Source organism: Bacillus sp. MAG717A (assembly GCF_036884855.1).
Classification (GTDB): Bacteria; Bacillota; Bacilli; order Bacillales; family Bacillaceae; genus Bacillus; species Bacillus safensis.
On sequence record NZ_CP145733.1, the window covers coordinates 1,163,083 to 1,175,624 of the forward strand.

Annotated in this window: 11 protein-coding genes; 3 read left to right on the forward strand and 8 right to left on the reverse strand. The window is 43.0% G+C overall.

Annotation, left to right across the window (positions count from 1 at the left end):
* Window positions 1-240: 240 nt before the first annotated feature.
* Both V6Z54_RS05870 and V6Z54_RS05875 read left to right on the forward strand, forming a co-directional pair.
* Window positions 241-1,221, forward strand: coding sequence for a glutaminase (locus tag V6Z54_RS05870; RefSeq protein WP_073978652.1), 981 nt, complete (start codon window positions 241-243; stop codon window positions 1,219-1,221).
* A gap of 31 nt (window positions 1,222-1,252) precedes the next feature.
* Window positions 1,253-2,668: an alanine/glycine:cation symporter family protein gene (locus tag V6Z54_RS05875; protein ID WP_041088887.1), complete on the forward strand. Its 1,416-nt coding sequence runs from the start codon at window positions 1,253-1,255 to the stop codon at window positions 2,666-2,668.
* Window positions 2,669-2,706: 38 nt separating this feature from the next.
* On the opposite strand, the gene V6Z54_RS05880 is transcribed toward V6Z54_RS05875, so the two are convergent.
* From V6Z54_RS05880 to V6Z54_RS05895, 4 genes are all read right to left on the reverse strand, one after another.
* Window positions 2,707-3,567 (reverse strand): alpha/beta hydrolase, encoded by an 861-nt coding sequence (locus tag V6Z54_RS05880; RefSeq protein ID WP_338527810.1) that lies wholly within the window; start codon window positions 3,565-3,567, stop codon window positions 2,707-2,709.
* A 111-nt stretch (window positions 3,568-3,678) separates the two neighbouring features.
* Entirely contained in the window at window positions 3,679-4,044 is a 366-nt protein-coding gene (locus tag V6Z54_RS05885; protein WP_025092526.1) for a VOC family protein, read from the reverse strand.
* Between the two features lie 100 nt (window positions 4,045-4,144).
* Entirely contained in the window at window positions 4,145-5,527 is a 1,383-nt protein-coding gene (locus tag V6Z54_RS05890) for an amino acid permease (RefSeq protein ID WP_039176209.1), read from the reverse strand.
* A 66-nt stretch (window positions 5,528-5,593) separates the two neighbouring features.
* Window positions 5,594-7,102, reverse strand: coding sequence for an AMP-binding protein (locus V6Z54_RS05895; RefSeq protein WP_338527811.1), 1,509 nt, complete (start codon window positions 7,100-7,102; stop codon window positions 5,594-5,596).
* Window positions 7,103-7,364: 262 nt separating this feature from the next.
* Between V6Z54_RS05895 and V6Z54_RS05900 the strand changes: the two genes are divergently transcribed.
* A complete protein-coding gene (locus tag V6Z54_RS05900) occupies window positions 7,365-7,802 on the forward strand; it encodes a MarR family transcriptional regulator (protein ID WP_039176203.1) in 438 nt (145 codons plus the stop codon).
* A 191-nt stretch (window positions 7,803-7,993) separates the two neighbouring features.
* Here the strand turns inward: V6Z54_RS05900 and V6Z54_RS05905 are convergent, their stop codons facing one another.
* The 4 genes from V6Z54_RS05905 to V6Z54_RS05920 all read right to left on the reverse strand — a co-directional run bounded on the left by V6Z54_RS05905 (window position 7,994) and on the right by V6Z54_RS05920 (window position 12,476).
* Window positions 7,994-9,127 (reverse strand): zinc-dependent alcohol dehydrogenase, encoded by a 1,134-nt coding sequence (locus V6Z54_RS05905; RefSeq protein ID WP_073978653.1) that lies wholly within the window; start codon window positions 9,125-9,127, stop codon window positions 7,994-7,996.
* Between the two features lie 154 nt (window positions 9,128-9,281).
* On the reverse strand, window positions 9,282-10,304 hold the full coding sequence (locus V6Z54_RS05910) for a quercetin 2,3-dioxygenase (RefSeq protein ID WP_041088875.1): 1,023 nt from the start codon (window positions 10,302-10,304) through the stop codon (window positions 9,282-9,284).
* Between the two features lie 80 nt (window positions 10,305-10,384).
* On the reverse strand, window positions 10,385-10,957 hold the full coding sequence (locus tag V6Z54_RS05915) for a TetR/AcrR family transcriptional regulator (protein WP_231120158.1): 573 nt from the start codon (window positions 10,955-10,957) through the stop codon (window positions 10,385-10,387).
* A gap of 37 nt (window positions 10,958-10,994) precedes the next feature.
* Window positions 10,995-12,476, reverse strand: coding sequence for an amidase (locus tag V6Z54_RS05920; RefSeq protein WP_269103867.1), 1,482 nt, complete (start codon window positions 12,474-12,476; stop codon window positions 10,995-10,997).
* Window positions 12,477-12,542 lie beyond the last annotated feature (66 nt).

The following is a 12,542-nucleotide window of genomic DNA, read 5'->3' on the forward strand; positions in this document are numbered from 1 at the left end:
AATGAACAATTTTAGTGAAACTATATGTAAGCGTTTTCTGAATTTTCACTAAAAACCCTTTTTGTTTTTCCGCCGACAATGCCTTCATTTGTACATATATTTAGGTGTAAAGGAGTGGTGCAAGCAGCGCATGACAAGTTCTTTGAAGATGTGTAACATGTTTTCGTGCCTATTTGATCGCATTTTTTGTCATCCGCCAATTCAATAGGGTACTTTTTGATTTTTGATTGGAGGAATCGTATGAAAACAGCAATTTCTAAAAATACAAAACACGCATGCCAGTCTTCTGTTGATCAATGGGCAGAAGAAATACGTCCGTATTACACAAACGGGCAGAATGCTGGCTACATTCCAGCACTTGGAAAAGTGAATTCCTCTCAACTTGGTATCAGCGTGATAGGCCCAGATGGATCATCTGTACGATATGGTGATTGGGACGTCCCCTTTACCCTGCAAAGTATCTCAAAAGTCATCAGCTTTATAGCTGCCTGTTTAGGAAGAGGCGTACCTTACGTCTTGGATCGGGTAGATGTAGAGCCAACTGGTGATGCATTTAATTCCATCTACCGTCTTGAGATGCATAAACCAGGGAAGCCCTTTAATCCAATGATTAATGCTGGAGCTATTACCGTATCCTCCATCCTTCCCGGAAAGACTTCTACAGAAAAGCTAGCATATATTTTCGATTTAATCGAAAACTTAATAGGTAAGCGTCCTTCTGTTAATGAAGAGGTTTATCAATCAGAATGGGCAACTGCGCATCGCAACCGGGCACTTGCTTATTATTTAAAAGAAACCAATTATTTAGAATCGGATGTCGAGGACACCTTAGAAGTGTATTTAAAGCAATGTTCCATCGAGGTCACAACAGAGGACATCGCCTTGATTGGACTGATTATATCAAGTGATGGCTACCATCCCTTTAAACAAGTCCAAGTCATCCCAAAGGATATCGCCAGACTAACAAAGGCATTGATGCTGACATGCGGCATGTATAATGCGTCTGGGAATTTTGCTGCTTTCGTAGGCGTTCCAGCCAAAAGTGGTGTGTCTGGAGGAATTATGGCTTGCGTTCCGCCAAGCGCAAGAAGAGAGTTCCCGTTTCAGACAGGCTGTGGTATTGGCATTTACGGTCCTGCCATTGACGATTGCGGAAATAGTATTACCGGTGTCATGATGCTGAAAAAGCTCGCTAAAGAGTGGGATCTCAGTATTTTTTAAAGAAATAGGATGAATTAGAAGAGGTGATGTTATGAATGGTTTATTAACAACAACAAATGGTTTTCTATGGTCATATATTATTGTTGCACTATTAATTCTTGTCGGCCTTTATTTCACATTCAGGTCTCGTTTCCTTCAAGTGCGTATGCTTAAGGAAATGGTGATCGTTCTGAAGGAAGGAACAAACAAACAAAAATCTGGCGTATCACCATTCCAAGCCTTTGCTATTAGTATGGCGGCTCGGGTTGGAACTGGGAACATTACTGGGATTGCGATCGCAATTGCCATGGGTGGTCCCGGCGCTATTTTTTGGATGTGGCTCCTAGCCATTATCGGTTCCGCGTCAAGCTTTGTTGAAAGTACGCTTGCCCAAGTGTATAAAGTAAAAGATGCATCAGGCTTTCGCGGTGGTCCCGCTTACTATATTGAAAAAGGCTTAAAGAAACGCTGGATGGGGATTTTGTTTGCTGTATTAATCACCATTTCTTTCGGTATTGTCTTTAATGCTGTACAGTCGAACACTATTACCATTGCTTTTGAAAATTCATTTGGCACAAATCGTTTGATCGTAGGCGTCATTATGGCTATTGGATTTAGTATCATCATTTTCGGCGGGGTCAAAACGATTGCCAAGATGGCAGAATACATTGTGGTCTTCTTAGCTGTCGCTTATATTGGTATTGCTCTTTTTGTTATGATTACAAACATTACTGAACTGCCTGGTGTTGTCCAGACTATTATTTCACATGCATTCGGTATTGAGCAGTTTGCAGGTGGTACCATGGGTGCCGTCATTATGGAAGGGATCAAACGGGGTCTATTCTCAAACGAAGCTGGGATGGGTAGCGCACCAAACGCTGCTGCAGCTGCCGTGACGAGCCACCCTGTAAAGCAAGGACTGATCCAAGCATTTGGTGTCTTAATTGATACACTGATTATTTGTACAAGTACTGCCTTTATCGTCCTTTTCTCAAGTGCATATAAAACGACAAAATTAACAGGTATTGAGCTCACTCAAGCATCTTTGAGTGAACACATCGGTCCTTGGGCTTCTGGTGTTCTTGCCATTATGGTTTTCTTATTTGCATTTAGTACGCTAATCGGGAATTATTACTATGGTGAAACGAACATTGAATTCCTCAAATCAAGCAAAGCATGGTTGATTGGATACCGTATTGCGGTAATTGCAATGGTTTTATTCGGTGCTGTAGCAAGCGTTCCTTTTGTTTGGAATCTTGCCGATCTGTTTATGGGCTTAATGGTCATCGTCAACCTCATTGCCATTACCATGCTGTCTAAAGTCGCCTTTGCAGCATTAAAGGATTATACACGGCAGAAAAAAGAGGGGAAAGATCCAGTCTTTTATAAAAATGCCGTTCCAAACAATGAGAACATTGAATGCTGGGATGATGAACCTGCTTCGTTGAAAAAGAATCATATCGGGTAAATCACAAGCTCTGGTCCCTCTGACCAGAGCTTTTTTCTTTAGATCAAAAATTCGAGTATGAGTTTGTTCACCACTTCTGGCTTTTCATGATTGATCCAATGAGAGGCATCATCGACAAAGATCAGCTGGCCATTTGGACAGATCTTAATCGTTTCCTTCGCCAGCTTTCTGCTTAAAAATTTGTCCTCCATCCCCCAGATCATGCGAACAGGAACGAGAATTCGTTTGGAAATTGGCTTTTCAAAGCCGCCTTTTTTAATGGCTCGGTACCAATTCAGCATTGAGGTCAAGGCGCCTGGCTGTGTCCAAGCGAGCTTGTAGCTTGAGACATCTTCTTTCGTGAACAAATGTGGTCTTGCCGTCAGCCCGATGGCTTCATCCAGCTTTTGAAAGTGATTTTCTTGAAGGGCTGCCTCTGGAGCATTCGGAAGCTGAAAAAAAGCGATATAAGAGCTTTTCTTCCACTGCGGCGGATAAAAAGGAAGAACCTTCATCATCACCCGCGGATGCGGCATATTCACAATGATTAATTTCTCGACATATTGAGAACGGGTTGAAGCCAAATGCCAAGCAACAGCTCCGCCCCAGTCATGTCCGCCGACAATCGCCTTTTGGTTCGGGCTCAGCGTCTTAATCAGTCCTACAATATCATCTCTCAATTGATCTAATACGTAGGATTCGACTCCTTCTGGCTTGTCACTTAGATGGTAGCCTCTTTGATCAGGAACGACAACACGATAGCCCGCCTCAGCCAAGGGGATGATTTGATTTTTCCAGCCGTACCAAAACTCAGGAAACCCGTGGAGCAGCACAAGCAGCGGGCCATTTTCCGGTCCAGCCATTGCTGTATGAAGTGTTACACCATTTGTTTGGATTGATTGAAACTCAATTTGTTCCATTCCTTTGCCACCCTTCTCCTTGTCCTTTTATTCTTCCAACATAGCATATTTTCCATTTTTCAGAAAATAAAAACACTCACAAAAAACCTTCACACTCGTGAAGGTCTTAGTCTATTTCATATAATTCAGAACCCAGATTAACCCGTTTTTCCGGTCCTGTACTTGTCCGTGAAGTGCGCCAAAGAAGGTATCCTGTAATTCAACCAGTACATCTCCATCAGCTTCCAGTGCTTCATAGACAGCCTTTAGTTCTTCTTCATTGTCAAACTGCATGATCAATCTGAGATTCTCTGGCTTTGGCGTGCGTCCAAACGTATCTGAAAAATGAAGCAGCGATTCCCCAAGATGCAATTCAGCATGCAGGACACGGTCTTGATGTTCATTTAAGATTTGAATATCCCCACCAAAAATCCCTTGATAATATTGAAGAGATTCTTTCACATCTTCTACAACAATATAAGGACTAACACTAATCATATCCCTCATCCTCCTCTTGTTCCGTCCATTATCTCTTTTATAGCTTATCCCAAATCGTATGAAAAAAGGCACAAATCGTCAACGGATTTGCACCTTTTTCTCATGAAGATTTCGCTAATTCACTGTGTTTGTTTGAATACGCTGCGTACATGACGACACCGATTAACAGCCAAACCCCAAAGTAAAGCCATGTCCGGCCTGGTAAGTTGAGCATAAGGAACAAGCAGCAGCCCATTGATATAATCGGCAAAACCGGCACAAAAGGAACCCTGAAGCCCCTCTCAAGCTGCTGATGTGTCTTTCTCAAAATAAGCACAGATAAACTGACCATGGCAAACGTTAATAACGCACCGATATTCGCTAAGTTGGACAGATCCTTCAAATCAATAAAGCCTGAAATAACAGCTGTCATTCCGCCAATCATCCATATGCTAGCAACAGGCGTATCGCTTTTGTTTGTTTTTGAAAACACTTTAGGCAAAAGTCCGTCTCGGCCCATCGCATAGGCAATTCGAGTTGCCGCATAATTATTGGCGAAAATCACAGCCATCAATCCAATGACCGCACCAACAGAAATAATACCAGCCACGCTATTTTGATGTACACTTTGCAGGACATAGGACATAGCCTCTGTAACATTCAGCTTTGTATAATGCACCATGCCTGTCATGACCAAACAAACGACAATGTAAATGACCGTACAAATAAGTAATGAACCTATGATCCCAATTGGCAGGTTCCGCTGCGGATTTTTCACCTCTTCTGCTGAAGCAGAAATCGCATCAAATCCTAAAAAGGCAAAAAATACAGCAGCAGCACCGGCAATAACGCCTTCTGCGCCAAACGGCATAAATGGCTGCCAATTGGCTGGCTGTACATAAAAGCCGCCTACTACAATGAAAAGAACAATAATACCGAGTTTCACAAACACCATGATATTATTAAATTTTTTACTTTCCTTCGTTCCTCTAGATAAGATCCACGCAATCAGTAAAGCAATGATAATCGCCGGCAGATTCATATATCCGCCTTGCTCTGGCCCCGCTAAGAATTGATGCGGAATCGAAATTCCAAATCCCTCAAGCAGGCTGTTGAAATAACTCGACCAGCCGCTGGCGACAGCTGAAGCTGTCAGCATATAAACAGATAATAAGGTCCAGCCCATCAAATGGCCTACAAGCTCGCCCATGGTTGTATATGAATAAATGTATGCACTGCCGAATACAGGGAGCGCTGACGCCATTTCTGCATAGCAAAGTGCTGCCAAACTGCACACAATGGCTGCAATTGCAAAAGAGAAAATGACAGCCGGTCCAGCATCCTTAGCCGCTGTAATTCCAGTTAATACCATAACACCTGTACCAATCACCGCCCCTATACCAAGAAGCGTGAGATCAAGCCCGCCCAGCGTTTTCTTTACCTTTTGCTGTCTGCTCTGTTCCAACAAATCGTGAATGTGTTTCTTACGAAGAATATGTCGCAAACCCTTTCCCTCCAAAACGTTAGAAAAACAAAAAATCATTCAAATTTCATTATAGCAGAATAGGTACTAAGCATTCACAACCAATTCACGTAAATCTTTCTTCATGATTTTACCAAGCTTGTTTTTTGGAAGTTCACTGATGAAATGAATGGATGGCACTTTGTAATCTGCCAAACGTTCCTGACAATAGTTCACCACATCTTCTTCGCAGAAATCTACGGATTCGTCTTTTATGATATATGCACTTGGTACTTCTCCATATAATTCGTCCGGCACCCCGATGACAGCTGATTCAATCACACCCGGAATTTGTTCAATGACCTCTTCTACTTGATCAGGGTAGATATTATCTCCGCCGTATAAAATCACATCTTTGTATCTGCCTGTGATAAATAGAAAACCGTCTTCGTCTAGATAGCCTGCATCTCCCATATGGAACCAGCCATCTTTGAGTACCTTCGCAGTTGCGTCAGGCTGATGATAATAGCCTAAGAAATAAAACGGACTTCTCATGACGACTTCGCCAATTTCTCCAGCTGGCAATGTTTCCTCTGTCTCAGGATGAACGATTTTCACTTCTACATCTGGATCCACTTTACCAGCAGAGCCCATTTTATCCTCGCCCATCGCAGGATGCCACGCACTGACAACCCATGCTTCCGTGCTTCCGTAGCCATGCATCATCTGAATGCCTGCTTCTTTGTAGTCCTTAATCAAACGAACCGGCACCTTCGTACCGCCAGAAATCGCAATTTCAAAGGATGAAAGATCATACGAACCACGCTTCATTTCTTCCAACATGTACGTATAAGCTGAAGGGAAAGCCATCATGAACGTAATTCTTTCTTTTTCAATTGTTTCTAAAATGCGCTTCGGTGTTGCCTCATGTAAGAAAACAAGCGTATACCCTTCAATCGCAGCGGCGATCAGGTGATTAATTGAACTCATATGATACAGAGGGTGACTCGCTAAGTACCGCTTTCCTTTCAAGTCAAATCCTCGATTCCCACGTCTTGTTAAAAATTGATAGATTCGTCCATGTCCAACCATACAGCCTTTTGGATTACCCGTTGTCCCAGAGGTAAATAAGATCATCGCTAGATCCTCCTCTGATACCTCTTCTGCAAGATCACTGCCATCATTTGAAGCCAATATATCTTCAAACAGCTGCGTTGTTTTTGCATTCACACCAGATTCTACCATGAGACAGTTGTCTAAAGACACATCCACCGCAGCAATAATTTCACGGAATTCTCGGTCAAAGAATAAAGCCTTTGGCTCTGCTTTTTTCAAAATCCCTTCCAGCTCAAAAGAAGTAAGCTGCCAGCTAAGCGGAACTGCGACTGCACCTGCTTTAATGGCTGCCAGCATAATCGTTGAAAAGTGATGATGGTTTTGACAAATAAAGCAAACGCGATCGCCTTTTCGAATTCCTTTTTGATGTAAGTAATGAGCGAGCTGGTCGATGCGTTTTGCATATTCTTCAAATGTATAAGACACACCTCCGCCAGTTACCGCCTCAATTTGTGAAGAGCGTTCCATTCTGTCGTTTAGTAATGCCTGTAAAGTATTCAATATCTTCATCTCCAAACGTTTGATTTCCAATAGCCAATTTCCAGCGAATTGGGTTGGCAGATTTTATCTCATTCACATTCTAAAATAAAAACAGCTGAAAGTAAAATCATTTCATTTTGGAATTGTTCTTTTTATTAATTGATAATATAGGTAATTTTATAGCCGTCTTCCATTTTGGTTTAAATCATGATGATTATTATGATAAGATAGACCTAGTAATTGATCGGAAAATGCGAATGCAATAGGAAAAGAGGTATGGAGAATGCAACATTTCGAGCTAGAGGCAAGTTTGTTAGACCATGCACTGACAAAGTATTTAAAGGCGACGAAACAATTAGATGAAGAAAATATTCCGAAAAACGTCACGAATGTTAAAGGATTTATTTTACGTATCATCTACCGCCATCAATCATGTACTGTGAAAAATATTCTTCAGGAAGTTTCATTATCTCCCTCTGCAACAACCACCGCTCTCAATCACTTAGAAGACGAAGGGCTGATTATCCGCTCTCGAAATAATAATGACCGCCGTACTGTATGGATTGAACTCTCTGAATTGGGTGAACAAATTGCTAAACAAATGATCGACAATCGCCAGCTGCTTGTGAATCAATTGTTCAACCACCTTTCAGAGGAAGATAAAAAAACATTTTTTGAATTAATCGAAAAAATGATGGACGAGCACACATTAAAGGCTTAGGAATACTCCTAAGCCTTTAGATTTTTGACAAAGGGCTAAAAGCCCTTTGTCTTCTTTTCAGAGTGATCGAAAACCTTTGCAGCCCTAGGAAGGATGAGTAATGGAGCGGAGCGAATTGAACATTCATGAGCACCGGTACGCAGACCTGGCACCGAATGCGAAGGTTTGTCTATACGTCCTAAGCCTTCTTTTTATGGCTTTAAGACGACCTTTATACAATCATCCTGTTTGTCATTGAAGATGTGGTACGCATGAGCAGCTTCATCTAATGGCAATTTGTGTGTGATAATGGCTCTTGGATCGATTTCACCGCTTGTCACTTTTTGATAGAGCTTTGACATGTATCCTCGAGCAGGGGCTTGGCCCATTTTCAAGGTGACATTTCTTGCGAAAAAAGCACCTAATGGGAACATATTGTACAGGCCGCCGTACACACCCGTCATCTGCACTGTTCCGCACTTGCGAACGGCTTTTGTGGCAATTTGAATGGGTCCGATCGTTCCGCCTTGGAGCTTGAGCTTTTGTTCAATTTTTTCAAGCGGCGACTTCTTCCCGTCCATTCCGACACAATCAATCACAACATCGGCCCCGCCCTTGGTGAGCTCCTTTAACGTTTCTCCCATGTCGGGATCTTCTGTAAAGTCAAAAACCTCCACGCCGCTCATCCGTTTTGCATGCCGCAGGCGGTAATCGATATAATCGACGGCAATCACACGCTCCGCTCCTTTTTGCCAAGCAAATTGCTGTGCCATTAAACCAACAGGTCCGCAGCCTAGCACGATGACCGTATCGCCTTTTTTCACACCTGCGTGCTCTACGCTCCAATAGGCGGTTGGCAGGACATCTGATAAGAACAGCAATTGTTCATCCTCCAGCTCACAATCCTCTGGAATCTTAAACGGGGTGTAATTTCCAAAAGGTACGCGTAAATATTCTGCCTGTCCTCCGGGGTAATTCCCATATTTCTCACTATAGCCAAAAAGTCCACCCGAGTCGTAGTGCGGGTTTGAGTTGTCACATTGGCTTTCTAAGTGATGATCGCAATATTGGCATTTACCACATGCAACTGTAAATGGAATGACGACACGGTCTCCCTTTTTTACGGCTGTGACATCCGGGCCAACTTCCTCCACAATCCCCATTGGTTCATGCCCAATCACATAGCCGATTGGAAGCGGGAAATTCCCCTGATACAAATGTAAATCTGATCCACAAATTGCTGTTGATGTAATCCGTATGATGACATCTTCCCGATCTTGAATCGACGGTGCATCTACTCTCTTCACTGCAATGCTATTTTTCCCCTGATAAGTAACAGCTCTCACATGCATTTCCTCCTTTAGCTCAAGTCATCTTTACATAGCTTCACCTTGAATGAATGGTTCATTCATCAAATGAGAAATTTATGTGGAGGCAAAAAACAAAAAAGCCTGTCGATTGTTTCGACAGACTCCTGATGTTGTGTAACGCGTTACACACTTATTCCTTTTCGACAAAAAACAAATCATATTGAGTTGAAGTCTCCCGATTGAACATGAAATTCCCTTCTTGAATAAAATAGGGACATATACTTTGGCTTGGAGATTCTTCAAACTGCTCATACACCTGCTCAATTTCTCCTGGAAGCAGCAAAACCAACATTTTATTTGAATGAGACACAAATTCATAAGAGTGAATCGTATCCGGCGGGATATAGGCAAAGTCACCCGGCATCAAGCAAATATCCTCTCCATTCAAATGAAGGTTCATCTTCCCTTCAACACAGTAGATTGCTTCTGTATGAACTTGATGATAATGCGGCGGGAAATATTTCTCCTTCGCTCCTTCAACCACAAAATGACTGAATCCACCTCCTGTTGTTTCTACTGTTGCAATCAGCTCATGAATCTGACCATCAATGATGTATTGCTTCCCTTCACCAGCCTCTAATACATAAGGCTGTACCTCATGAGGAAGCTGACTATGAAATAAAACGGAGGGCCTCGTTGTATTAGACAGTTCTCTGATTCCATGCATCAGGATGATATCGCTTTCTTTTTCAGCCTGCTGAAAACTGGCTACATCGAAAGCATGATGAGTCATAGACCATTCATTCTGAAAAAGCCTCTTCCCAATTTGCTGATAGACATCTGTCATTTTTCCGCCCAGCGTATATGAAATAAATCTTGTTTTATGACTATGCATTCTGTAGCCATGAATCGTTTTGGGCGGGATATGAATATAATCAAAGGCTGTGACCATGTATTTTTTACCATCCAGCATCACTTCAAGCTTTCCTTCCAGCACAAAAATGGTTTCAAAAAAGTGCTCATGACAGTGCAGCGGGAAATAGGCTCCTTTCCCACCTGTGATTAAGGCAAGCTCAAACAGTTGATTCGTTTGATTTGCTTCTGCCAGTATATGAACAAGCTGATTCTCCAGCCCATACAGTTTTCCTGAACCAGACATGGTATAAAAAGAGGTACCTTCGGATTGCTTGATCGATTGCGGTTGCTCCGACATCCCATCACTCCTCATGACGAATTGACTATCTATATTATATAGACCAATTGATATAATAGATAGACAATATGCGAGAGATTTTACTCTTCTCGCATAAATAAGTGTCTAAGGTAACTTTTTACGTGTTCTAAAGGGGTCGTTTGTTTGAGTGCAGTGGTCATCGATAGACCCCCGATCACCATTGAGTGCAGGAGAGAAGCCAGCTCATCCGCTTTGTTTTCTTCATACCCGCTGTTCATTAGTTTTTCTTTTACAAGCTCCTGCCAGCGGATCATTTCTTGTTTGCATGCAGCATGGAGCCGCGTGTTTTCCGGCTTTGACTCTGCTGCCAGCAAGACAATTGGTATCCCTCTTTCACTTTCTTTCTCCATAAATCCTCGAATGATGTTTGTCATAAAACGATCGATGGCAATATACGGATCATCCGAATAAGCAAAGCCTTCTTCAATTTGATTGATGACCTTTTGACTAATGTATTCAACAGATGCAATGGCCAGCTCTTCTTTTCCATTTGGAAAGTAATAATAAAGAGAGCCTTTAGGTGTGCCACTCTCTCTGATGATTTGATTCAATCCTGTCGCATGGTATCCCTGTTTACGTAAAAGAAGTGCTGCCGTTTGAATGATTTTATCCTTCGTACTCACGTGTGACACTCTTTTCCCTCCATAGACCAAAGTCGCTTATCATGCGTTATCGATTTAATTGACTAGTTCCTTTCCAAATCGAGGATGTCTCCATTTCTGCTGCAAGCCTGAGCAGCCAGTCCTCTTTCCCTTTAGGTGCTGTCACCTGTACCCCTAAAGGCATGCCCGCGCTAGTGAGATGAACAGGAACACTCATTGATGGCTGACCTGTTAAGTTGGCAAGCTGTGTAAATGGGGTGTACGTCAAGCTCTTGAGGAACATATCATAAATAAGATCCTGCTGTGCTTGCATTGTAAGAGATGACACACGTAAAAGTGCGGCTGTTTCCTGATCTGAATGCATAAGCTCACCAACCTTTGGAGCTGAATAGGCAGTAGCTGGTGTCACATAGAGATCGTAGGTTTGATGAAATGACGCCATTTGTGCAGCAGCCCGATCCCACGCATCAAGACTTTCTGTATAAGCAGCAGCGGTCACATTCTTGCCAGCCTCCGCCAGCACCCATGCCACGATGTCCGTTTCCTCCGGCTTTACTGGACGCCCTAACGAACGAGCCAAGGAAGTGAATAACGCAGACATTTCTCCGCTGTTCATCACGTAATATTGCTGCATGAGATGAACCCCATCAATTTCCGGCTTGGCTTCTTCTACTTGATGACCTTGCTCACTCAGCCATTTCACTGTTTGCTGAACAGCCTGCTTCGCTTCCTCACTGACCTTCGTGCCAACTGGAGATTCTACACTGTAAGCAATTCGCATAGAAGATGTACGTTTCGCCAGATCCTCTTGGTAGCTGCCATCGTATAGCGGAGTTTGGAAAGCAGCTTCGGGCTGAATGACTTGAAGAAGATCAAGAAGGGCTGCACTGTCCCGCACTGTTTTAGTGAGTGTAAAGTCGATGGAAGCCCCTTGCCACTGCCTTCCTGCGCCTGGGCCTACCGGCGTTCTTCCCCGCGTGGGCTTAAGGCCGAACAAACCGGTAAAAGAGGCTGGAATCCGAATGGAACCACCGCCATCACTTGCTCCGCCAGCAGGTACAATGCCGCTTGCAACAGCTGCTGCTGATCCGCCGCTTGAGCCGCCTGGAGAATAGTCCGTATTCCAAGGATTTCTCGTTGGCCCATGTAACGCAGGTTCCGTCACATTTCTTAAACCGAATTCCGGTGTATTTGTATGCCCAATCATGAGAAAACCAGCCTGCTTCAATCGATCAACAAAGTGCGAATCCGAGTTGGCTTTTACATCCTTTAACAGCAAAGCGCCTGCTGTCAGTGGTTCATTTTTGATCCCTTGCGATATATTTTTCAACACAAACGGAACGCCCGCAAATGGCTGATAATCATGTAACTCCTTGATGTCTTTTAAAACTTGATCTTGCCTCGTCTGTATCACAGCGTTTAGTTCTGGATTGACCTCATTCAATCTATCAAATGCAGTCTGCATAAGCTCCTCGGGCGTTACCTGCTTATTCCGCACAAGTGCTGCTAAGCCAGTCGCATCATACGTCATATACTCTTTTACGTTCATCAGCATGTCCTTCTTTCTCTTATCTTGATGTCTCTATTGTCTACTAGAATTCTATGAATTTCAATT

What these genes read in the sequence shown, in the direction of transcription:
- V6Z54_RS05870 (WP_073978652.1), top strand. Translation starts at nt 241, where the DNA reads ATGAAAACAGCAATTTCTAAAAATACAAAACACGCATGCCAGTCTTCT.
- V6Z54_RS05875 (WP_041088887.1), top strand. Translation starts at nt 1,253, where the DNA reads ATGAATGGTTTATTAACAACAACAAATGGTTTTCTATGGTCATATATT.
- V6Z54_RS05880 (WP_338527810.1), bottom strand. Translation starts at nt 3,567, where the DNA reads ATGGAACAAATTGAGTTTCAATCAATCCAAACAAATGGTGTAACACTT.
- V6Z54_RS05885 (WP_025092526.1), bottom strand. Translation starts at nt 4,044, where the DNA reads ATGATTAGTGTTAGTCCTTATATTGTTGTAGAAGATGTGAAAGAATCT.
- V6Z54_RS05900 (WP_039176203.1), top strand. Translation starts at nt 7,365, where the DNA reads ATGCAACATTTCGAGCTAGAGGCAAGTTTGTTAGACCATGCACTGACA.
- V6Z54_RS05910 (WP_041088875.1), bottom strand. Translation starts at nt 10,304, where the DNA reads ATGTCGGAGCAACCGCAATCGATCAAGCAATCCGAAGGTACCTCTTTT.
- V6Z54_RS05920 (WP_269103867.1), bottom strand. Translation starts at nt 12,476, where the DNA reads ATGAACGTAAAAGAGTATATGACGTATGATGCGACTGGCTTAGCAGCA.